General features: G+C 73.7%; 18 protein-coding genes. 11 read left to right on the top strand and 7 right to left on the bottom strand.

The window, feature by feature from the left end; all coding sequences use genetic code 11:
- The first annotated feature begins 35 nt into the window (after positions 1 to 35).
- The 6 genes from QQS16_RS43600 (at position 36) to QQS16_RS32285 (ending at position 7,012) form a co-directional block, all read left to right on the top strand.
- Complete coding sequence (locus QQS16_RS43600) at positions 36 to 296, top strand: twin-arginine translocation signal domain-containing protein (protein ID WP_353479705.1); 261 nt, start codon at positions 36 to 38, stop codon at positions 294 to 296.
- Positions 269 to 2,164, top strand: a complete 1,896-nt coding sequence (locus QQS16_RS32265) for a gamma-glutamyltransferase family protein (protein WP_286065586.1) — start codon at positions 269 to 271, stop codon at positions 2,162 to 2,164. Before QQS16_RS43600 ends, QQS16_RS32265 begins: the two co-directional genes overlap by 28 nt.
- A gap of 446 nt (positions 2,165 to 2,610) precedes the next feature.
- Entirely contained in the window at positions 2,611 to 3,453 is an 843-nt protein-coding gene (locus QQS16_RS32270; protein ID WP_286065587.1) for an inositol monophosphatase family protein, read from the top strand.
- A gap of 107 nt (positions 3,454 to 3,560) precedes the next feature.
- Positions 3,561 to 4,970 (top strand): phytoene desaturase family protein, encoded by a 1,410-nt coding sequence (locus QQS16_RS32275; RefSeq protein WP_286065588.1) that lies wholly within the window; start codon positions 3,561 to 3,563, stop codon positions 4,968 to 4,970.
- Positions 4,967 to 5,476, top strand: coding sequence for an O-acetyl-ADP-ribose deacetylase (locus QQS16_RS32280; protein ID WP_286065589.1), 510 nt, complete (start codon positions 4,967 to 4,969; stop codon positions 5,474 to 5,476). Before QQS16_RS32275 ends, QQS16_RS32280 begins: the two co-directional genes overlap by 4 nt.
- Before the next feature lie 225 nt (positions 5,477 to 5,701).
- Entirely contained in the window at positions 5,702 to 7,012 is a 1,311-nt protein-coding gene (locus QQS16_RS32285; RefSeq protein ID WP_286065590.1) for a phytase, read from the top strand.
- 104 nt (positions 7,013 to 7,116) lie between these two features.
- On the opposite strand, the gene QQS16_RS32290 is transcribed toward QQS16_RS32285, so the two are convergent.
- Genes QQS16_RS32290 through QQS16_RS32300 form a run of 3 tightly spaced genes read right to left on the bottom strand, consistent with a single transcriptional unit; the run spans position 7,117 to position 9,787 of the window.
- Positions 7,117 to 7,989, bottom strand: a complete 873-nt coding sequence (locus QQS16_RS32290) for a metal ABC transporter permease (protein ID WP_286065591.1) — start codon at positions 7,987 to 7,989, stop codon at positions 7,117 to 7,119.
- Positions 7,986 to 8,792 carry a metal ABC transporter ATP-binding protein gene (locus tag QQS16_RS32295; protein WP_286066525.1) on the bottom strand — a complete coding sequence of 269 codons (807 nt, stop codon included), beginning with the start codon at positions 8,790 to 8,792 and terminating at the stop codon, positions 7,986 to 7,988. The genes QQS16_RS32290 and QQS16_RS32295 overlap by 4 nt, the downstream gene beginning before the upstream one ends.
- A gap of 59 nt (positions 8,793 to 8,851) precedes the next feature.
- Positions 8,852 to 9,787, bottom strand: coding sequence for a metal ABC transporter solute-binding protein, Zn/Mn family (locus QQS16_RS32300; protein WP_286065592.1), 936 nt, complete (start codon positions 9,785 to 9,787; stop codon positions 8,852 to 8,854).
- A gap of 296 nt (positions 9,788 to 10,083) precedes the next feature.
- Here QQS16_RS32300 and QQS16_RS32305 point away from each other — a divergent pair, with 296 nt between their 5' ends.
- Positions 10,084 to 10,380, top strand: coding sequence for a hypothetical protein (locus tag QQS16_RS32305; protein WP_353479706.1), 297 nt, complete (start codon positions 10,084 to 10,086; stop codon positions 10,378 to 10,380).
- Here QQS16_RS32305 and QQS16_RS32310 read toward each other — a convergent pair.
- Complete coding sequence (locus QQS16_RS32310) at positions 10,332 to 11,060, bottom strand: LuxR C-terminal-related transcriptional regulator (protein ID WP_286066526.1); 729 nt, start codon at positions 11,058 to 11,060, stop codon at positions 10,332 to 10,334. The genes QQS16_RS32305 and QQS16_RS32310 overlap by 49 nt on opposite strands.
- A gap of 320 nt (positions 11,061 to 11,380) precedes the next feature.
- Between QQS16_RS32310 and QQS16_RS32315 the strand changes: the two genes are divergently transcribed.
- Positions 11,381 to 15,286, top strand: a complete 3,906-nt coding sequence (locus tag QQS16_RS32315) for a glycoside hydrolase family 2 TIM barrel-domain containing protein (protein ID WP_286065593.1) — start codon at positions 11,381 to 11,383, stop codon at positions 15,284 to 15,286.
- A gap of 125 nt (positions 15,287 to 15,411) precedes the next feature.
- Here the strand turns inward: QQS16_RS32315 and QQS16_RS32320 are convergent, their stop codons facing one another.
- A complete protein-coding gene (locus QQS16_RS32320; protein WP_286065594.1) occupies positions 15,412 to 15,774 on the bottom strand; it encodes an ArsR/SmtB family transcription factor in 363 nt (120 codons plus the stop codon).
- Positions 15,775 to 15,808: 34 nt separating this feature from the next.
- Here QQS16_RS32320 and QQS16_RS32325 point away from each other — a divergent pair, with 34 nt between their 5' ends.
- The 3 genes from QQS16_RS32325 to QQS16_RS32335 are packed head-to-tail and all read left to right on the top strand — an operon-like array spanning position 15,809 to position 19,800.
- Positions 15,809 to 17,755 carry a heavy metal translocating P-type ATPase gene (locus tag QQS16_RS32325; protein ID WP_286065595.1) on the top strand — a complete coding sequence of 649 codons (1,947 nt, stop codon included), beginning with the start codon at positions 15,809 to 15,811 and terminating at the stop codon, positions 17,753 to 17,755.
- A gap of 55 nt (positions 17,756 to 17,810) precedes the next feature.
- Positions 17,811 to 19,307: an AlkA N-terminal domain-containing protein gene (locus QQS16_RS32330; RefSeq protein ID WP_286065596.1), complete on the top strand. Its 1,497-nt coding sequence runs from the start codon at positions 17,811 to 17,813 to the stop codon at positions 19,305 to 19,307.
- A gap of 10 nt (positions 19,308 to 19,317) precedes the next feature.
- Positions 19,318 to 19,800 carry a methylated-DNA--[protein]-cysteine S-methyltransferase gene (locus tag QQS16_RS32335; protein WP_286065597.1) on the top strand — a complete coding sequence of 161 codons (483 nt, stop codon included), beginning with the start codon at positions 19,318 to 19,320 and terminating at the stop codon, positions 19,798 to 19,800.
- A gap of 10 nt (positions 19,801 to 19,810) precedes the next feature.
- On the opposite strand, the gene QQS16_RS32340 is transcribed toward QQS16_RS32335, so the two are convergent.
- Entirely contained in the window at positions 19,811 to 20,179 is a 369-nt protein-coding gene (locus QQS16_RS32340; protein ID WP_286065598.1) for a VOC family protein, read from the bottom strand.
- Between the two features lie 14 nt (positions 20,180 to 20,193).
- Positions 20,194 to 20,919: an SIR2 family NAD-dependent protein deacylase gene (locus QQS16_RS32345; protein ID WP_286065599.1), complete on the bottom strand. Its 726-nt coding sequence runs from the start codon at positions 20,917 to 20,919 to the stop codon at positions 20,194 to 20,196.
- Between the last annotated feature and the right edge of the window lie 141 nt (positions 20,920 to 21,060).

Raw genomic sequence — 21,060 nt, forward strand, 5'->3', positions numbered from 1 at the left:
TCCCGCCCACTCGGGTACACGAGGAGTAACTCGCCATGTCCCAACACAGCAGGCGCAGCGTACTGAAATCCGGGGGCGTCGCGGCGGCCGCGGTCATGGTTCCCCTGCAAGGGGCGGAGTGCGCCTGTCCGACCGCGACGGCCCGTCCACCCCCTGCGGGCAGCCGGGTGACCGGCGGTCCGGTTCGACCCGGGCCAAGGAAACAACGGGGGTACGCCGAGCGGATGTCGGGTAGACCGACCGACGGACACGGACACCGAGGTCAGGTATGCGATTCACGACTCGTCCCACCCTGAGCGGCACCTTCGGCATGGTGTCGTCCACGCACTGGCTGGCCTCCCAGTCGGCGATGGCCGTCCTGGAGGACGGCGGCAACGCGTACGACGCGGCCGTGGCGGGCGCGTTCGTGCTGCACGTCGTCGAACCGCATCTCAACGGGCCCGCCGGCGAGGTGCCGATCCTGCTCGCGCCGGCGGGCGGCCGGGTACGGGTCCTGTGCGGACAGGGCGTCGCGCCGGCCGGGGCGACGGTCGCCCACTACCGGGGGCTCGGTCTGGACCTCGTCCCCGGGACCGGGCCGCTCGCCGCCGCCGTACCCGGCGCCTTCGACGCCTGGATGCTCCTGCTGCGGGACCACGGCACCAAGTCCCTCGCCGACGTCCTCAGGTACGCCATCGGGTACGCCGAGCACGGTCACGCGCCCGTGGAGAACGTCGGGGCGACCGTCGAGACCGTGCGGGAGCTGTTCGAGACCGAGTGGACGACGTCCGCGCACGTGTACCTGCCCGGCGGAAGGGTCCCCCGGCCCGGGGAGCTGTTCCGCAATCCCGCCCTCGCGGCCACCTGGCGGCGCCTCCTCGACGAGGTCGCCGGAGCGGGGGACCGGGAGGCGCGGATCGAGGCCGCGCGGGAGGTGTGGCGCACCGGGTTCGTCGCCGAGGCGCTGGTCCGGCAGGCCCAGCGGCCCACCCTGGACACCAGCGGTGCCCGTCACGCCGGCACGCTCACCGCCGAGGATCTCGCCGGCTGGTCCGCGACCTACGAGGCGCCGGCGACGTACGACTGGAACGGCTGGACCGTGTGCAAGGCCGGCCCGTGGAGCCAGGGCCCGGTGCTCCTCCAGCAACTCGCCCTGCTTCCGCCCGAGCTGCCCCGGTACGGCTCGGCCGACTACGTCCATCTGCTGATCGAGGGCTGCAAGCTCGCCATGGCCGACCGGGAGGCCTGGTACGGGGACGCGGCCGAGGTGCCGCTCGACGCGCTGCTCTCCGACGCGTACAACGCGGGGCGACGGCAGCTCATCGGTGAGCGGGCCTCCCACGACCTGCGGCCCGGCAGCCCCGGCGGGCGTGTTCCGCGGCTGTGCGCCCACGCGCGCGCGGTGGATGCGGACAGCGGCTCGCGGGGCGGCGACGGGCGGGGCCCGGGCGTTCCGGGGGTGGGTGAGCCCACCGTCGCGAAGTACCCCACGTCTCCGGTGCCGGGCGAACCCGAGGCCGGCGCCGGCGCCGACGGGCGCATCCGTGGCACCGGACCCCAGGTCGACGCCGACGGCCGCACCCGAGGGGACACCTGTCACCTCGACGTCGTCGACCGGTGGGGCAACATGGTCTCCGCCACGCCCAGCGGGGGCTGGCTCCAGTCCAACCCCGTGGTGCCCGAGCTCGGTTTCCCGCTCGGGACCCGGCTGCAGATGACCTGGCTGGAGGACGGCCTGCCGAACTCCCTCACCCCGGGCCGCCGCCCCCGCACCACCCTCACCCCCTCGATCGCGCTGCGGGACGGCGTTCCGGTGATGGCGTTCGGCACACCGGGCGGGGACCAGCAGGACCAGTGGCAGCTGCACTTCTTCCTCGCGGTCGCGCAGCGCGCCCAGGTCCGCGGCGGGCTCGACCTCCAGGGCGCGATCGACGCCCCGAACTGGCACAACGACAGCTTCCCCGGCTCCTTCTACCCGCGCGGCATGCGGCCGGGCAGTGTCACCGTGGAGGCCCGCACGGACCCGGCCGTCGTCGCGGAACTGCGCCGGCGCGGACACGACGTGACCGTGGGCGAGCCCTGGTCGGAGGGCCGGCTGTGCGCGGTCGCCCGGGACCCACGGACGGGCATCCTCTCGGCGGCGGCGAACCCGCGGGGCATGCAGGGGTACGCGGTGGGGCGCTGACATCACCTGCGGTCGGTGCTGACGTCACAGGCGGCGGCAGTGGCGGCACCCGCCCGCCTGCGGCGTGTCGGACGCCGACGTCACAGGCGGTGGGGTGCCGTTCCGACCCGCACCGGCCGTCCGGTGGTCGGGTGGCGGACCCGCCCGCCTTCGGCCGTCCGTCGGTGGGGCGCTGACGCCGTACGCGGTCGGGTGTCGTTCCGGCCTGCATCGCATGCTCACGTCGCCCTCCTCCACCCCGCCCACGACGGTCGTTCGGTGATCGGGTGCCGCTCTGACCCGTGTCGACCCCAGCGGTCGGGCGCCGACCGCCCGGGTCGCCCGCCCACCCGGCACACCGTCGCCCGCCCGCCCACCGTCGGCGGCCGCACCGGTGTTCACGGGGGCTCCATCCGCAGTGCACCGGCCGGGTGGGGATTGTCAGAGGCGCGTGCTCTCATGGAGTCATGATCGAAGACACGGAAACCATCGACGAGTTTCTCGCCCGCCACGCCGCCGACGTGCAGGAGGCCGTCCGCAAGGCGGCCGCGGCCGAGATCATGCCGCGCTTCCGCCGGCTCGCCGCGCACGAGGTCGACCAGAAGAACGGCCCGCACGATCTGGTGACGGACGCCGACCGCAATGCCGAGCTGTACCTCACCGAGGCGCTCGGTGCCCTGCTGCCCGGCTCGATCGTGGTCGGCGAGGAGGCGGTGCACGCCAACCCGGCGTCCTACGAGGCCCTCCAGGGCGACACCCCGGTCTGGATCGTCGATCCCGTCGACGGGACACGGCAGTTCGTGCACGGCGACCCCGGTTTCTGCACCCTGGTCGCGCTCGCGCAGCGCGGCGTGCTCCTCGCCTCGTGGACGTACGCCCCGGCCCTCGACCGGATGGCCACGGCCGTCCGCGGACAGGGCGCGTTCCTCGACGGCGAGCGGCTGCGCCCCGGCCCCCCTGAGCCGGGCCGTGACCTGCGCGTCGCCACCTCGCACCCGGACTACACGACCGACGACCAGAAGCAGGCACTGCTGGGCCTGTGGACCGAGGGGGTGGCACCCCGCGCCTGCGGCTCGGCCGGTCTGGAGTACCTGGCCGTCGCCCGGGGCGAGTCGGACGCCACGGCGTTCTCGTGGGAGGCGGCCTGGGACCACGCGGCCGGTCTGCTCCTGGTGGAGGAGGCGGGCGGCGTCCACCTGACCCGCGCGGGCGAGCCGTTCCGCGTCACCGGCCACAACACCCTGCCCTTCACCGCGGCCCGCGACGAGGCCACGGCCCGCCGGGTGATCGGGCTGCTGAGAACGCAGTAGTGCGCGGCAGCGGGCGCGAGACGCCCCGCGGCCCGGCGCCGTCGGCACCGCGTCCTATCCTGATCTCACAGGCCATCGGCTGACGAAGGAGTCCGAAGGTGCCGTCGATGCTCGATGCGGTCGTGGTGGGTGCGGGGCCGAACGGACTGACCGCTGCCGTGGAGCTGGCCCGCCGGGGCTTCTCCGTGGCCGTCTTCGAGGCGCGGGACACCGTCGGCGGGGGAGCCCGCACCGAGGAGCTCACCCTCCCCGGCTTCCGGCACGACCCGTGTTCGGCCGCCCACCCGCTGGGCATCAACTCCCCGGCGTTCCGCGCGATGCCCCTGGAGCGGTACGGCCTGCAGTGGCTGCACGCCGACCTGCCCATGGCGCACCCCTTCACCGACGGCACCGCCGCCGTCCTGGCGCGGTCGGTCGGGGAGACGGCCGCCTCGTTCGGGCCACGCGACGCGGGCACCTACCGCAGGCTGGTCGAGCCCTTCCTGCCCAAGTGGGACGCCCTGGTCCGGGACTTCATGTCCCTGCCGGGCACCGCGCTGCCCCGCGACCCGGTCACCCTCGCCCGCTTCGGCCTCGTCGGCCTGCCCCCGGCCGGCTGGCTGATGCGCCGCTTCCGGGACGAGCGGGCCAGGACCCTGTTCGCCGGTCTCGTCGCGCACGTCATGGCTCCCCTCTCCGGCTTCGCCACCGGTGCCGTCGGCCTGGTCTTCGCCCTCGCCGCCCACGCCCGCGGCTGGCCCGTGGCCCGCGGCGGCTCCCAGTCCGTCTCCGACGCGCTCGCCGCGTACCTCAAGGACCTCGGCGGCACCGTCCACACCGACTACGAGGTCAAGCGGCTCGACGACCTCCCGCCGGCCCGCGCGTACGTCTTCGACACCTCACCCACCGCCCTCGCCCGCATCGCCGGCTTCGGCACGTACTACGCGGGCTACCGGTACGGCCCCGGCGTCTTCAAGGTCGACTACGCGCTGGACGGCCCCGTCCCGTGGACCGCGCCGGAGGCGCACCGGGCCACCACCGTGCAGATCGGCGCCGACAGCGCGGAGATCGGCACCGCCCTGCGCGCGGCGGCGCGGGAGGGACGCGCCCCCGACAGACCGTTCATGATCACCGTTCAGCCCAGCGTGGTCGACCCCACCCGGGCTCCGGCCGGCCGGCACGTCTTCTGGGCGTACGGCCATGTCCCCAGCGGCTGGACCGGAGACCTGACCGACGCCCTCGAACGCCAACTGGAGCGCTTCGCGCCGGGGTTCCGTGACCGCGTCCTCGCCCGCGCGACCGCCGGACCGCCCGAACTCGCCGCCCGCAACGCCAACTACGTCGGCGGGGACATCGCCTCCGGCGCGGTCTCCGGGCTCCAGATCCTGCTGCGCCCCAAGCTCTCCCTGTCCCCGTACGGCACCCCGCACCCGGCCGTCTTCATCTGCTCCTCGGCGACCCCGCCCGGTCCCGGGGTGCACGGCATGTCCGGACACAACGCGGCGAAGGCCGTGTGGAGGAGGCTGCGGCAGACATGACCACCATCAGCCTCGTCCAGGGCGACATCACCCGGCAGCGCGCCGACGCGATCGTCAACGCGGCCAACTCCTCGCTGCTGGGCGGGGGTGGCGTCGACGGCGCCATCCACCGCCGCGGCGGCCCCGCGATCCTTGCGGACTGCCGCAGACTGCGCGCCGCGCACCACGGCAAGGGCCTGCCGACCGGCCAGGCCCTCGCGACGACCGCGGGTGACCTGGACGCCCGCTGGGTCATCCACACCGTGGGCCCGCGCTACAGCGGCCAGGAGGACCGGTCGGACCTGCTGGCGTCCTGCTACCGCGCGTCGCTGCGGATCGCCGACGAACTGGGCGCCCGCACGGTCGCCTTCCCCGCCGTCTCCGCAGGGATCTACGGCTGGCCGCTGGACGACGCCGCCCGGATCGCGGTGGAAACGGTGCGGGCGACACCGACCGCGGTCGAGGAGGTCAGGTTCGTCCTCTTCGACGAGCGGACGTACGAGGCGTTCGCCCGACACGTCGCGTGAGCTGCCGGCCGAGGATCTCGCGGCCGAGCCGGGGAACATCCGTCCTCCCCCGCGCCGCTCCCGCAGGACCGCCCAGGCCGGGTATCCGGCGGACGTCCAGGCCAACTCCCCCTGACGTTCCGCCCTGCTCCCCGTGACGGAATGACAGACAGCGGCCTTCTCCCGGCAAGCTTTCCCGAGCACCATCGGCATGTCCTCGACATCCTCGACGGTAAGGAAGCACCTGTGAGAACGCCCCGCACCGCGCGAAGCGCCGTACTTCTCGCCTCGGGCACCGTGCTGACCACCCTCCTCGCGACCACTCCGGCGGGGGCGGCCGACCTGCCGGTGGTCACCGCCACCACGGAGACCGCCGCCCTCTTCGACGACGAGGCCGGTGGCAACTCCGACGCCGACGACCCGGCGATCTGGCGCAACCCCGCCGACCCCGCGCGCAGCCTGGTCGTCGCCACCGCCAAGGAGGGCGGGCTGCGGGTCTACGACCTGGAAGCCCGCCTCGTGCAGTCGCTGGCCGCCCCCGCGCCGCCGGCCGAGGACGACGCCCCGGGCCGCTACAACAACGTCGACCTCCTCTCCGGCGTGCGCACGTCGGCCGGCCGGGCCGACGTGGCGGTGGTGAGCGACCGCGGCAACGACCGCCTGCGGATCTACCGCGTCGACCCGTCGCGGCGGGGCGGCCCGCTGCGGGACATCACCGACCCGGCCGCCGCCCCGGTCTTCTCCGCCGACCAGGCCGAGATCAACGACCAGCGCACCGCGTACGGCCTGGCCACCTGGAAGGACAGGGCCACCGGACGCACCTACGCCCTGGTCAGCCGGCGCGAACGCACCCGGCTCGCCCTGCTCGAACTAGTCCCGGCCGCGAACGGCACGGTCGGCTACCGCAAGATCCGCACCCTGGACCTGCCGTCCTCCTTCCGCCTGCCCGACGGCACGTCGTGGAGCCCGTGCCTGGAGCCCGGTGAACTGCCGCAGATCGAGGGCATGGTCGTCGACCCGGCCACCGGCACGCTCTACGCCGGCCAGGAGGACATCGGCATCTGGCGGCTGCGCGCCGACCTCACCGGCAAGCCGGTCCTGGTGGACAAGGTCAAGGAGTACGGCGTCCCCGGCACCTACGACGAGGAGACCGAGGAGTGCGCGCCCGGCGCCGACCCCGGCTACGGCGGTGAGCGCCTGTCGGCCGACGTCGAGGGCCTGACCCTCTTCCAGGAGCGGGACGGCGACGGTTACCTGCTCGCCTCCAGCCAGGGCGACAACACCTTCGCCCTGTACGACCGTGAGGTGAGCGAGGACAACGAGTACGAGGGCGGCTTCCGGGTCGGCGCCGCGACGGCCACCCTCGACAGCGTGGAGGAGTGCGACGGTGCCGCCGTCCTCAACGCCCCGCTCGGCGCCCGCTACCCGCGCGGCCTGCTCGTCGTCCAGGACGGACAGGAGACCCCCGCGGTACCGGACGGGGCGGGCGGTACGCGCACGGCGACCGGCTTCACGTTCGTGGACCTCGGAACGGTGGTCGACGCCACCGGCATGTGACCTCCCCCGCACGGCCGCCGGGCACCGGCCCGGCGGCCGCCCCGCCGGCCCGGACGGCGAGGGGCACCGGCGTGAACGGCGCCGACGGCCAGGCGCGCCCACGGTCAGGCGAACCGCGGTGCCGTCCGCCGCGCCCCGCGGCGCCGTCTGCCGGCCAGCCGGCAGACGGCGTAGACCGTGAACGAGATCGTCGTGACGTAGGGGCTGATCGGGACGGAGCCGCCGAGGGCGAGCAGGATGCCGCCCTCGATGGAGATCACGGCGAAGACCACGCTGAGCAGCGGCAGCAGCACGGGGGACGCGGTGACGCGGGCGGCGGCCGCCGCGGGGGTGACGACGAGGGTGAGGACCAGCAGCGCGCCGACGATCTGCACCGACAGGGCCACCGTGAGCCCGAGCACGAGCATGAAGGCGAAGGACAGCGCGCGCACCGGCACCCCACGGGCCTCGGCGACGTCCGGGTCGGCGCTGGCGAACGACAGCGGCCGCCACATCACCGCCAGGGCCACCACGACCAGCGCGGAGGTGCCCAGCAGCCACGTCGTCTGCGGCGTGTCGACGGCGACGATCTGGCCCGTGAGCAGGCCGAACTTGTTGGCCGCCCGCCCCTTGTAGAGGGCGAGGAAGAGCACGCCCAGGCCGAGCCCGAACGGCATGATGATGCCGATCACCGAGTTGCGGTCGCGGGCCCGGGCGCCCAGGACGCCGATCGCGCCGGCCGCGAGCAGCGAGCCGACGATGGAGCCCGCCACGATGTTCACGTCGAGCAGCAGCGCCGCCGACGCGCCCGCGAAGGACAGTTCGCTGATGCCGTGCACCGCGAACGGCAGGTCCCGCATGACGACGAAGACCCCGGCCAGCCCGCCGACGAGCCCGAGAGCGGCACCGGCGAGAAGGGAGTTGCGGACCAGCGCCAGGAGTTCGCCGTAGTGGTCGAAACCGAAGATCTGCTGCCAGACCCCGTCGGCGAGCGTCATGGCCGGACTTCCTCGGTCGCGGGGGCGTGGTGCGGTGGGGCGGCCGTCTCGTCCGGGGCCCCGACGACCACGACACGGCCGTGCACCCGGACGACGTCGACCCGCGTGCCGTACAGCCGGGACAGCGACGCGGAGGTCAGGACCTCCTCCGGTGTCCCGACGCGGTGACCTCCCCGGGCCAGATAGAGGACCCGGTCCACCAGGCCGAGCACCGGGTTGATCTCGTGGGTCACGAAGACCACGGCCGTGCCGTGGGACCGGCGCCGGGCGTCCACCAGCCCGGTGACGGCCCGCTGGCGGTTCAGGTCGAGCGAGAGCAGCGGCTCGTCGCACAGCAGGACGCGCGGATCGGTCGCCAGCGCCTGTCCGACGCGCACGCGCTGCCGCTCGCCCCCGGACAGCAGGCCGAGGGGGACGTCGGCGTACGCGGACGCCCCCACCGACGCCAGGATGTCATCCACCCGGCGACGCACGGCACCCGAGCGCGGTCGTGGCCCGAAGCGGTGCCCGTCGATCCCGAAGCGCACGAGGTCGCGGGCCCGCAGCATCGCCTGCGCGGAGAGCTCCGCCTGCTGCGGGACGTAACCGAGGTGCCGGGCGGCCTCGCGGGGCGGTCGCCCGAGGACGGTCAGTGTTCCGGCGGACAGCGGCTGCCGGCCCAGCAGAGCCCGTACGAAACTGGTCTTGCCCGACCCGTTCGGCCCGAGCACGGCCAGGAACTCCCCGGGCCGTACGGCGAGATCGAGGCCGCGCCACACCACGCGCTCGCCGTAGGACACGGCGGCCCCGCGCAGCCGGATCACCGCGTCGGCGTCGGTGCCGTCGCTGCCGGAGGGGGGCGCGGGCGCCCGGCCCGGCCGCCTCACTTGTCCAGCGCGCTCGCGAGCGCGCCGACGGTGCCGGTCATCCAGCCGAGGTAGTCCTTGCCGGGCGGCAGGGTCTCGGTCACCGGCACGACGGGGATCCCGGCCGCCTCGGCCGCGGCCTCGGCCTTCTCCGTCTGCGGGCCGGAGGTCTGCTCGTTGTAGACCAGCGCCTCGACCTCCTTGCCGGAGAACACGGCCAGCGTGGCCCGGAGGACCTGGGGGGAGACGTCGTCGCCCTCCTCGATCGCCTCGCTGAACCGCGGAGGCGTTCTGTTCACCAGGCCGGCGGCGTCGAGCATGTACAGCGGCACGGGCTCGGTGATGGCCACCCCCTCGCCGCCGTGGTCCTTCCTGATCGCGACCTCCTTCTCCTCCAGCAGCCGCAGTTTCGCCTTGAAGGCCGTGGCGTTCCCGGTGAAGGTGGCCGCGTCGGCGGGGTCGGCCTCGCCCAGGGCGGCGGCGATGCGGTCGGCGACCCTGGCGACGGTGGGGAAGTCGTACCAGACGTGCTCGTTGAGCTCGCCGCCCTCGGGGGCGGTCCGCCCGGAGACCTTGACCGCGTTGATCACTGTGGCGGAGGAGCCGCTGCTGCTGAGCATGCGGTCGACGAAGTCGTCGTAACCGCCGCCGTTCTCGATCACGACTCTCGCCTTGGACAGCGCCAGCTGGTTCTGGGTGTCGGCCTCGTAGGAGTGCGGGTCCTGGTCGGGGTCACTGATGATCGCGGTGACGTCGGCCTTCCGGCCGCCGATCTGCCGGGCGATGTCGCCGTAGACGTTCGTCGAGGCGACGACCGGGATCGCGGCGGAGGCGACCGGGCTCTGGGCGCCGCTCCCGCCGCTGCCGGAGTCCGACGAGTTCCCGCAGCCTGCCAAGAGGGCCAGGGAGACGCCGGCCATCAGGGCCAGACGTCGGGACGAGGGCGTGGGCATGGTGCCTCCACGGCAGGTGGGAACAGGGATGTGTCAGAGAGGGGAGCGGCCGTTGCGAGCCGGACGCGCCTCACGCTAGATGGAAACGGATGTCAAGAACACGCCTGAACCGATCCATATGAAAACCATTGCCAAGCCTTGACGCCTGTCCTGGAGCGGCTCCGGCCGGCTCCGTTGCATCGAACGGTTGAATCCCCGGGCGCCGTCCGGACGACGCGGACCGGCACCTGTCCCCGGCGGACTTGCCGCGCCGTCGCGTACGGAGCGCGTCGGCGCAACAGGCAGGAGGACCCCCCATGTCGACGGACCTCAGCAGGCGCCGACTGCTCGCCACGGGCGCCGGAGTCGCGCTCGGCGGAGCCGCCGCGGTGTCGGCGTCCGCCGCACCGGCCGCCGCGGGAGCCGCCTCGCCCCTCCGCGGCGTGCGCGAAGAGAGCCGTTCCCTCGACGAGCTGTACGAGGCCGCCGTCGCCGAGGGCGGCAAGCTCGTCCTCTACCAGGGCGGGGACGTCGACAGCCAGGCGGCCGGGGTACGGGCCGCGTTTCACGCGGCGGTGGCGGGGGCATGGGGCCGGACCAGGCCCGACTCGTAGGCGAAGACCACCGCCTGCACGCGGGCGCGGGCGCCGATCTTGGTGAGGATGCTGCTGACGTGGGACTTGACCGTGGTCGGGGCGATGCACAGCAGCCCGGCGATCTCGGCGTTGGACGCGCCGGAGGCCACGGCGGTGAGCACGTCGCGCTCCCGTTCGGTGAGCACGGCGAGCCGGTGTTCCGGCGGGGGAGTGACGGAGGGGCGTTCCCGGCGGACGGCGTCGATGAGCGCCCGGGTCAGGCCGGGGGAGGCGACGGCGTCTCCGGCGGCCACCGTGCGCAGGGCCGCGGTCAGCTCGTCGGGGGTGGCGTCCTTGGAGAGGAGCCCGGCGGCTCCGGCGCGCAGGGCGGCGTAGGTGTACGTGTCGGGGCGGCCCTGGCTCAGGACGAGAACGCGCGGGCGGTGTTCTGCCGGCGGGACGACACCGAGGGGCCGGGGGAGGGTGTCGGGGCGGCTGAGGCGCCGGATGGTCCCGATGCCGTCCGGGCCGGCCGCGGCGCTGTCCAGCAGGACGACATCCGGGCGAAGCCGGGCGCTCAGCCGGACCGCCTCGGCGCCTTCCACCGTGTCGCCGACGACGGCCAGGCCGGGCTGGGCCGCCAGCAGCATGCGGAGGCCGAGGCGTTGCAGTGCCTGGTCGTGCACGATCAGTACGGTGGTCGCGCCGGAGCGCGGCACCGCGGGGTGAGGGGCGGTGGGCGCCTCCGGCAGGGTCAGGACGGCGTGCACGGGAACCACCTCTCTCTGAACGAAACTGTTTCGTTCTCCTCGGATGGCCTCAGCGTAGCCCTCCCGCTATCGAAACGGCATCGTTCTCTTTGTGTTCTGGGTCACAGTCCCCGAGCCGTCCGGGCGGGGTTGCGGACGCTCTGTGGCTCAACAGGACCGCACAAAGACCGACAGGATCATTGCTTCGGTTGTGTGCGAGTTCTACGGTTTCCTCGCTGACGCACCCTCAGTCCGCGTACCCCCACCGTCGCACCGAGGAAGGCCCCGCCATGCCGCACCCGCACGTGCCCCACGACGACCGACCGCTCGTCAGCCGCCGCCGTCTCCTGGAGTCGGGCGCCGCCGTGCTCGGCGCGCTCGCGCTGTCGGGGGCACCGGCCCTCGCGCACGCCACCGGCCGGCGGGCCGCGCCGGACGGCTCGCCGGAGTGGCAGGGCAACATCGCCGTCTTCCGGCTCGGCACCGAGCCGCCGCACACCACCCTCATGCCGTACCGGGACATCGGACAGGCACTGGCCGCCGACCGCACCCGCTCGCCGTACCGCCTCAGCCTCGACGGCACCTGGAAGTTCGCCTACGCCGACCGCCCCGACGACCGGGACGCCGACTTCCACCGCACCGACCTCGACGACCGTGACTGGGACACCATCCCGGTGCCCTCCGCGTGGCAGCTGCACGGCTACGACCGCCCGATCTACATCAACATCACCTACCCGTGGTGGGGCCCCAACGGCCTGGGCGAGGAGGCGCAGCCGCCGGCCGCCCCCACCCGCTACAACCCGGTGGGCCAGTACCGGCGCACCTTCACCGTCCCGCGCGACTGGGCGGGGCGGCGGACGTTCCTGCACTTCGAGGGCGTCAAGTCCGCCCACTACGTGTGGATCAACGGGCGGTTGGTCGGTTACCACGAGGACTCCTACGACCCCGCCGAGTACGACATCACCGAGCACCTCGAGCCGGGCACCAACCAGATCGCCGTCGAGGTCTACCGCTATTCCGACGGCGACTGGCTGGAGGACCAGGACATGATCCGGCTGAGCGGCATCTTCCGCTCGGTCTACCTGTACTCCACGCCCGCCGTGCACCTGCGCGACTTCAAGCTGGACACCCCGCTGAGCGACGACCACCGGACGGCCGAGCTGTCGGTGACGGCCGCCGTCCGGGACTACGGCGGCAAGGGCGGCGGCCGGTACTCCGTCGAGACCCAGCTGTACGACGCCGACGGGCACCCGGTCTGGTCCCGGCCGCTGCGGCAGGCCGTCGCAGTGGACTCCGGCGACGAGACGACCGTGCAGGCGGCCAGGGCGGTGCCCGAGCCGCGCCTGTGGTCGGCGGAACACCCGTACCTGTACACCGCCGTGCTCCGTCTGCGCGACCCGGCCGGCAAGGTGGTCGAGACCCTCTCCCACCGGGTGGGACTGCGCGAGTTCGCGCTCGAGAACGGGCTGATGCGCATCAACGGCAAGCCGGTCTCCTTCCGGGGCACCAACCGCCACGAGATGCACCCGGTCCACGGCTCGGCCCTCACCCGGGCGGACATGGTCGAGGACATCGGCATCATCAAGCGGCTGAACATGAACACCGTCCGCACCTCGCACTACCCCAACAACCCGCTGTGGCTGGAACTCGCCGACGAGTACGGCCTGTACCTCGTCGACGAGACCAACCTCGAGACCCACGGCATCCGCGGCGAGTATCCCGGCGACCACGCCGACTGGACCGAGGCGTGCGTGGCCCGCGCCCAGAACATGGTGCACCGCGACAAGAACCACGCCTCGGTGGTCATCTGGTCGCTCGGCAACGAGGCGGGCGGCGGCAGCACGTTCAACGCCATGTACGACTGGATCCGCTCCTACGACCCCACCCGCGTCATCCAGTACGAGGGCGACGACCGCCCCGGCATGAGCGACATCCGCTCCGAGATGTACGACAGCCCCTCCCGCGTCGAGGCACGGGCGAAGGACACCGCCGACACCCGGCCGTACGTGATGATCGAGTACTCCCACGGGATGGGGAACTCCAACGGCAACTTCAAGAAGTACTGGGACATCGTCCGCCGCTACGACGTCCTCCAGGGCGGCTGGATCTGGGACTTCGCCGACCAGGCCCTGAGCTGGCCCACCCCGACGCGCAAGCTGCTCACCGAGTCCGGGCCGGCCGCGCTGCGCGGCGAGGTCATCGCTCCCAGCGGCACCTTCGCCCGCGACGAGGGCGTCAGCGGCGGCACCGTCTTCGCCCGCGACGCGAGCCTCGACCTGACCGGCTCGCTGACCCTGGAGGCGTGGGTCACCCCCCACTTCACCGGCGGCCACCAGCCGATCCTCGCCAAGGGCGACACCCAGTACGCCCTCAAGCAGAGCGACCGGACCCTGGAGTTCTTCATCCACGGCGGCGGCCAGTGGGTCACCGCGAACTGGACGCTGCCGGACGGCTGGACCGGCCGCGAGCACCACGTCGCGGGTGTCTTCGACGCCGAGGCCGGCACGCTGACCCTGTACGTCGACGGCGTGGTCCGGGCCACCCGCGCCACCACCCGGCGCCCCTCCGTCAACACCGCGCCACTGGCCCTGGCCACCGACGTCGACAACCCGACCCGCGAGTTCAGCGGCACCGTCCGCCGGGCCCGCGTGTACGCCCGGGCGCTGAGCGCCGCCGACCTGGCCTCCGACAGCCGTGGGCCCGGTGACGACGGGGTGCGGTTCTGGTTCGACGCGGCCACCGTCGGCCTCACCGAGAAGCGGCCCCGCGACAAGAGGTTCTACGCCTACGGCGGTGACTGGGGCGACAACCCCAACGACGGGGCCTTCGCCGGCGACGGCATCGTCACCGCCGACCGCGCCGGCACCGGCAAGTCCGTCGAGGTCAAGCAGATCTACCAGGCGATCAACGCCGCCCCCGCCTCCGGTGACACCGTCACCTCGGGCCGGGTCACCCTCACCAACGAGTACCTGTTCACCAACGTCCGCGAGTTCGAAGGCCGTTGGTCCCTCGTCGCCGACGGCAAGGTCGTCCAGCGCGGCCGGCTGACCCGCGACCAGCTGGACGTCCCGCCGCTGTCCGGCAAGGACATCACGGTGCCGGTGAGGGTCCCGGCGAAGGCGGCGCCCGGCACGGAGTACTTCCTGCACCTCTCCTTCACCACCAAGGAGTCCACGAAGTGGGCGAAGGCCGGCTTCGAGGTGGCCAAGCAGCAGCTCGCCGTCGCCGCCGACAGCCCGGCGGTGACACCCGTGCCCCTGGAGAGCGTCCCGGCTCTCCGTCACGAGGACGGCGAGAAGGCCGTCACCGTCCGGGGCCGGGGATTCTCCGTCACCGTCGACAAGAGCAGCGGCACCATCACCTCGTACGAGGCCCGAGGCGTCCGCCTGATCACCTCGGGACCGGTGCCGAACTTCTGGCGGGCGCCCACCGACAACGACCGGGGCAACGGCCAGCACACCCGCAACCAGACCTGGCGGGACGCGGGCGCGAACCGCGAGGTGACGGACGTGAGCGTGCGCGCCCTGCGGGACCGGGCCGTCGAGATCAAGGTCACCGGCACCCTGCCGACGGCCACGGCATCGACGTACACCACCACGTACACCGTCTTCGGCAACGGCGAGATCAAGGTCGACAACACCCTGCACCCGGGAGCGGCCTCACTGCCGTACATCCCCGAGGTGGGCACCCTGCTGTTCCTGCCCCGGCGCCTGGACCGCCTGCGCTACTACGGGCGCGGTCCCGAGGAGAACATGTGGGACCGCAACAACGGCACCGACGTGGGCCTGTACTCCGGCACCGTCGCCGACCAGTGGACGTCCTACCTGCGTCCGCAGGAGAACGGCAACAGGACCGACGTCCGCTGGGCCGCGCTGACCGGCCGTGACGGCGTCGGACTGCTGGTCAGCGGGGAGCCGCTGATCGAGATCAGCGCCTCGCACTTCACGCCGGAGGATCTGTCGGTCGGGGCCCGCCACGACTACCAGCTCACCCCGCGCGACGAGGTCGTCCTGCGCGTGAACCACCGGCAGATGGGCGTCGGCGGCGACAACAGCTGGGGCGCGCACACGCACGACGAGTACAAGCTCCTCGCCGGCCGCGACTACGCGTACACCTACCGGCTGCGCCCGCTGACGGACGTCGACGGGGCGACGGCGGCCTCGCGGCGGCCGACGGCGACGGAGTTCTCCGGGTAGCCCGGCGGCGGACGACCCGCCCGGTCCCGGCAGGACGCGCCGCACGTCCTGCCGGGACCGGGCCGCGGGGCGGAGCCCGGCGGACGGTCACCCAAGGCGCGCCGGTCGCCCCACCGGCCCGTAGCTCACTCCGCGCCGTCGCTGATGCCCAGCCGCAGATGCTCCACGTGGTAGACGGCCTGGTCGAGCAGCTCGGCGACATGGTGGTCGTGCAGCGCGTACACGACCGACCGGCCCTGGCGCTCGCCCACGACCAGCCCCAGATTGCGCAGCAGCCGCAGCTGGTGCGAGCACGCCGACTGCTCCATGCCCACCTCCGCGGCCAACTCGGTGGCCGGCAGCGGCCCTTCGCGCAGTCGCGCCAGGATCAGCAGCCGGGAGGGCGTCGACAGGGCCTGGAGCGTGGTGGCCACCTTGGCGACGTTGCCCGCGTCCAGGCGTACGCGCTCGCCGGCGTCCTGTGCTGCGGTGACCGCTCCATGACCCATGGGGGTATCTTACCCACCGTGCATGAACGGATGAATGAGTCTTCATGTGTTCCTGTATGGTGTCCGCGTGTCCACGACTCTCACCCCCACGCATGCCCCCGCCCCCGCCCGCACCACCCCCCGTCGCCGCACCCGCGTCCTCGCCCTGCCCGAGGCCCGCTGGGCGCTCGTCGCGACCGTCGCCTTCCTGCTCGGCCTGGCCCTGGACCTCGGCGGAGCACCGATGTGGGCCTACGGGCCGCTGTACGCGGTCGCCTACGCCACCGGCGGCTGGGAACCGGCCCTCGAAGGGCTGCGCGCGCTGCGCGAGAAGACCCTGGACGTCGACCTGCTGATGATCGTCGCCGCCCTGGGCGCCGCCGCGATCGGCCAGGTCCTGGACGGGGCCCTCCTGATCGTCATCTTCGCCACCTCCGGCGCCGTGGAGGCCCTGGCCACCGCCCGCACCGCCGACTCGGTGCGCGGCCTGCTCGACCTCGCGCCCGCCACCGCCACCCGGCTCACCGAGGACGGCCGCGAGGAGACGGTCCCGACCACCGAACTCGCCGTCGGCGACCTCGTCCTGGTCCGCCCGGGCGAACGCATCGGCGCCGACGGCAGCGTCCTGGACGGCGCCAGCGAGGCCGACCAGGCCACCATCACCGGCGAACCCCTGCCGGTCCCCAAGCACCCCGGCGACGAGGTCTTCGCGGGCACCCTCAACGGCACCGGAGCCCTGCGCGTGCGCGTGGAGCGCGACCCCGCCGACTCCGTGATCGCCCGCATCGTGACCCTGGTCGAGGAGGCGTCCCGCACCAAGGCCCCCACCCAGCTGTTCATCGAGAAGGTCGAACAGCGGTACGCGGTCGGCATGGTGGCCGCCACGCTCGCCGTCTTCGCCGTCCCGCTCGCCTTCGGCGCCGACCTCGCGGACGCCCTCCTGCGGGCCATGACCTTCATGATCGTCGCCTCGCCGTGCGCGGTCGTCCTCGCGACCATGCCGCCCCTGCTGTCCGCCATCGCCAACGCCGGCCGGCACGGCGTCCTGGTCAAGTCGGCCGTCGCCATGGAACGCCTCGGCGAGATCGACACCACCGCCCTCGACAAGACCGGCACCCTCACCGAGGGCACCCCCGAGGTGACGGGCATCCACCCGCTGCCGGACTCCGGCCTCGACGAGAACGCGCTGCTGACGCTGGCCGCGGCCGCCGAGCACCCCAGCGAACACCCGCTGGCGCGCGCGATCGTGGCGGCCGCCGGGGCCCGGGGCCTGCGGATCCCGCCGGCCGAGGACTTCACGGCCGCACCGGGACGCGGGGTCAGGGCCACCGTCGAGGGGCACGTGGTGAGCGTCGGCCGGGCGGACGTCGAGAGCGACGCGACCGTCGTCCAGGTCGGCCGCGACGGCGTCCCCGTCGGCACCCTCGCCCTCACCGACCGACTGCGCCCCGACGCCGCCGGGACCACCGCCGCCCTGACCGCCCTGACCGGCACCGCCCCCATCCTGCTCACCGGCGACAACGCGGGAGCCGCCGCCCGGGTGGCCGACGCCACCGGCCTCACGGACGTCCGCGCCGAACTGCTCCCCGAGGACAAGGTGGGCGCCGTACGGGACCTCCAGCACACCGGGCGCAAGGTGCTCTTCGTCGGCGACGGCGTCAACGACGCCCCCGCCCTCGCCGCCGCCCACTCCGGCATCGCCATGGGCCGCGCGGGCTCCGACCTGGCGCTGGAGACGGCGGACGCCGTCATCGTGCGCGACGAACTCGCCACCGTCCCGGCCGTCGTACGGCTCTCGCGGGCGGCCCGCCGGCTGGTCCTGCAGAACCTCGTGATCGCGGGCGCCTTCATCACGGTGCTCGTCCTGTGGGACCTGCTCGGCCACCTCCCGCTGCCGCTCGGCGTCGCGGGCCACGAGGGCTCGACGGTCCTCGTCGGCCTCAACGGCCTCAGGCTGCTGCGTGAGTCCGCGTGGCGATCCGGCCCGGCCCAGGGCACATGAGGTCGATGTCGGATTCTCGCCAGCCGCGGGCCGGCGCGTGCCCGATGCTGGACCCATGCAGATGGGGATGCACACCGACACCGAGCGCTGCGTACGCGCCGTCCGGTCCAAGGACGCCCGCTTCGACGGCTGGTTCTTCACCGCCGTCCTGACCACCCGCGTCTACTGCCGGCCCAGCTGCCCGGTCGTGCCGCCCAAGCCCGAGAACATGACCTTCCACCCGAGTGCGGCGGCCTGCCAGCAGGCCGGCTTCCGCGCCTGCAAGCGGTGCCGCCCCGACACCAGCCCCGGCTCCCCGCAGTGGAACCAGCGCGCCGACCTGGTGGCCCGCGCCATGCGCCTGGTCGCCGACGGCGTCGTGGACCGCGAGGGCGTGCCCGGCCTCGCCGCCCGGCTCGGTTACAGCCCCCGGCAGGTGGAACGCCAGCTGCTCGCCGAACTGGGCGCGGGCCCGCTCGCCCTGGCCCGCGCCCAGCGCGCCCAGACGGCCCGGCTCCTGATCGAGACGACCCCGCTGCCGATGGCGGAGATCGCCTTCGCCGCCGGCTTCTCCTCGATCCGCACCTTCAACGACACCGTGCGCGAGGTCTTCGCCCTGTCGCCGAGCGACCTGCGCGCCCGGGTACCGAAGTCCAGGGCCACCACGGACCGGCCCCGGGGCACGCCCGGGGCGCTCGCCCTGCGGCTGCCCTTCCGTGCCCCCCTCACCCCCGACAACCTCTTCGGCCACCTCGCGGCGACCGCGGTCCCGGGCGTCGAGGAGTGGCGGGACGGCGCCTACCGGCGCACGCTCCGGCTGCCGTACGGCCACGGCATCGTGGCGCTCACCCCACGGCCGGACCACATCGCCTGCCGCCTCACCCTCGGCGACCTGCGCGACCTGACCGTCGCCATCAGCCGCTGCCGCCGCCTGCTCGACCTGGACGCCGACCCGGTCGCGGTCGACGACCAACTGCGCGCCGACCCGGTCCTCGCGCCCCTGGTCGACAAGGCCCCCGGCCGGCGCGTGCCCCGTACCGTCGACGAGGCGGAGTTCGCCGTGCGCGCGGTGCTCGGCCAGCAGGTCTCGACGGCCGCGGCCCGCACCCACGCGGCCCGCCTGGTCACGGCGTACGGCGACCCGGTGGACGACCCCGAGGGCGGCCTCACCCACCTCTTCCCGTCCCCCGCGGCGCTCGCCGCCCTCGACCCCGAGTCCCTCGCGCTGCCCCGCGCCCGCCGCGTCACGTTCACCACCCTGGTGGACCGACTGGCCGACGGCACCCTCAACCTGGGCGTGGAGGGCGACTGGGCGCAGACCCGCGCCCGGCTCCTCGCCCTGCCCGGCTTCGGCCCCTGGACGGCCGACGTCATCGCGATGCGCGCCCTCGGGGACCCCGACGCCTTCCTCCCGACCGACCTCGGCATCCGCCGGGCCGCCCGGGAGCTGGGCCTCCCGTCGACGCCGGCGGCGCTCACGGCCCGCGCGGCGGCCTGGCGGCCCTGGCGGGCGTACGCCGTCCAGTACCTGTGGGCGACCGACAGCCACCCGATCAACTTCCTTCCGGCCTGAGGACCTCCGCGTGAAGCAGCACACGATCATCGACAGCCCCTACGGCCCCCTCACCCTCGTCGCCGACGACGGCGTCCTGTGCGGCCTCTACATGACCGACCAGCGCCACCGCCCCGTGGAGGAGACCTTCGGCGCCCGCGCCGAGGGCCTCTTCGCGGCGGCCGAGGAAGAGCTGGAGGCCTACTTCGCGGGGGAGTTGAAGGAGTTCACCCTCGAACTCCGCCTGTCCGGAACCCCGTTCCAGCGCAGCGTCTGGGAGCAGCTCCGCGGGATCCCGTACGGCGAGACCCGCACCTACGGCGAACTGGCCGACGCCCTCGGCAACCCCACCGCCTCCCGCGCGGTGGGCCTCGCCAACGGCCGCAACCCGGTCGGCATCATCGTGCCGTGCCACCGCGTGGTCGGCGCGAACGGCAGCCTCACCGGCTACGGCGGCGGCCTGGACCGCAAGCAGCGCCTGCTGGACTTCGAGAGCGGCAGGGCGCTGTTCTGACCCGCCCGGGTCAGCCGGCCCGCTCCGCGGCACCGCGCTCCACGCAGAACTCGTTGCCCTCCGGATCGGCGAGGACCACCCAGCCCCGGCCGTCCGGGACCCGCCGGTCGTCGACCAGCGTGGCCCCGAGGGAGACGAGACGCTCCACCTCCTCGTCGCGGGTACGGTCCTGCGGCTGGAGGTCGAGATGGAGGCGGTTCTTGACCGCCTTCGGCTCCGCGACGGTGACGAACAGCAGACCGGCGCCCTCGATCAGCGCCTCCTCGTCACCCGGCTTGTCGTCCTCGTGCACGGGCAGCCCGAGCACCTGGGACCAGAAGGAGGCGAGGTGGTGGGCGTCGGCGGAGTCGACCGTCACATGGCGTATCGCGGAAGTCATGGGCGAAGTGTGATCTATCGGCTGATTCCGCGCAGCAGTTTCGGCAGGGCCGTCCCGATCGGCTCCCGCACGACCTCGTCGGCCCGCGCGTCGTACGGAGTCGGCTCGGCGTTGACGACGATCAGCCTGGCGCCGTGATCGGCGGCGACGCCCGCCAGCCCCGCCGCCGGCTGCACCTGCAGACTGCTCCCCACCGCGACGAAGACCTGGCACGCCTGGGCGATGGCGACGGCCTCGCCGAGCACCACCGGGTCGAGCCGCTCGCCGAACATCACCGTCGCCGGCTTCAGGATCCCGCCGCACTCCAGGCACGGCGGGTCCTCCTCCCCGGCGTCGAGCCGGGCGAGCGCGTCCTCCATCGGGCCGCGCGCATGACACCCGGTGCACACGAAGCTCCGTGCGGTCCCGTGCAGTTCGAGCACCTTGCGGGCGGGCATCCCGGCGAGCTGGTGCAGCCCGTCCACGTTCTGCGTGATCACCCGCACCGGCACCCCGGCCCGCTCCAGCTCGGCCACCGCCCGGTGCGCGGCGTTCGGCTCGGCCGAGAGCGCCTGGTTGCCGCGCCGCATCCGCCAGGACCTGCGCCGGATCTCCGGGTCGCTCATGTAGAACTCGTACGTCACGAGCTTCTCGGCCTCGGGGTCCTGACGCCACAGCCCGTTGGGCCCGCGGTAGTCCGGGATGCCGGAGTCGGTCGAGACACCGGCGCCGCTGAGGATCGCGACGAGGGGCTTGGTCATGGCACCGAGGGTAGGACGGGCCGCCCCGGCGCGGCGACCGGATAACGCCGTGACCTGCCCGCCGTCGGGTGGCCTGCCCTCCGTCGGATGACCTGCTTGCCGTCGGATCGGCTGTCCGCTGTCGGGCGACCTGACCGACGT

It is taken from the genome of Streptomyces sp. ALI-76-A, assembly GCF_030287445.1.
Classification (GTDB): domain Bacteria; phylum Actinomycetota; class Actinomycetes; order Streptomycetales; family Streptomycetaceae; genus Streptomyces.

What these genes read in the sequence shown, in the direction of transcription:
- QQS16_RS43600 (WP_353479705.1), top strand. Translation starts at nt 36, where the DNA reads ATGTCCCAACACAGCAGGCGCAGCGTACTGAAATCCGGGGGCGTCGCG.
- QQS16_RS32265 (WP_286065586.1), top strand. Translation starts at nt 269, where the DNA reads ATGCGATTCACGACTCGTCCCACCCTGAGCGGCACCTTCGGCATGGTG.
- QQS16_RS32270 (WP_286065587.1), top strand. Translation starts at nt 2,611, where the DNA reads ATGATCGAAGACACGGAAACCATCGACGAGTTTCTCGCCCGCCACGCC.
- QQS16_RS32275 (WP_286065588.1), top strand. Translation starts at nt 3,561, where the DNA reads ATGCTCGATGCGGTCGTGGTGGGTGCGGGGCCGAACGGACTGACCGCT.
- QQS16_RS32280 (WP_286065589.1), top strand. Translation starts at nt 4,967, where the DNA reads ATGACCACCATCAGCCTCGTCCAGGGCGACATCACCCGGCAGCGCGCC.
- QQS16_RS32290 (WP_286065591.1), bottom strand. Translation starts at nt 7,989, where the DNA reads ATGACGCTCGCCGACGGGGTCTGGCAGCAGATCTTCGGTTTCGACCAC.
- QQS16_RS32300 (WP_286065592.1), bottom strand. Translation starts at nt 9,787, where the DNA reads ATGCCCACGCCCTCGTCCCGACGTCTGGCCCTGATGGCCGGCGTCTCC.
- QQS16_RS32305 (WP_353479706.1), top strand. Translation starts at nt 10,084, where the DNA reads ATGTCGACGGACCTCAGCAGGCGCCGACTGCTCGCCACGGGCGCCGGA.
- QQS16_RS32315 (WP_286065593.1), top strand. Translation starts at nt 11,381, where the DNA reads ATGCCGCACCCGCACGTGCCCCACGACGACCGACCGCTCGTCAGCCGC.
- QQS16_RS32320 (WP_286065594.1), bottom strand. Translation starts at nt 15,774, where the DNA reads ATGGGTCATGGAGCGGTCACCGCAGCACAGGACGCCGGCGAGCGCGTA.
- QQS16_RS32325 (WP_286065595.1), top strand. Translation starts at nt 15,809, where the DNA reads ATGAGTCTTCATGTGTTCCTGTATGGTGTCCGCGTGTCCACGACTCTC.
- QQS16_RS32330 (WP_286065596.1), top strand. Translation starts at nt 17,811, where the DNA reads ATGCAGATGGGGATGCACACCGACACCGAGCGCTGCGTACGCGCCGTC.
- QQS16_RS32340 (WP_286065598.1), bottom strand. Translation starts at nt 20,179, where the DNA reads ATGACTTCCGCGATACGCCATGTGACGGTCGACTCCGCCGACGCCCAC.
- QQS16_RS32345 (WP_286065599.1), bottom strand. Translation starts at nt 20,919, where the DNA reads ATGACCAAGCCCCTCGTCGCGATCCTCAGCGGCGCCGGTGTCTCGACC.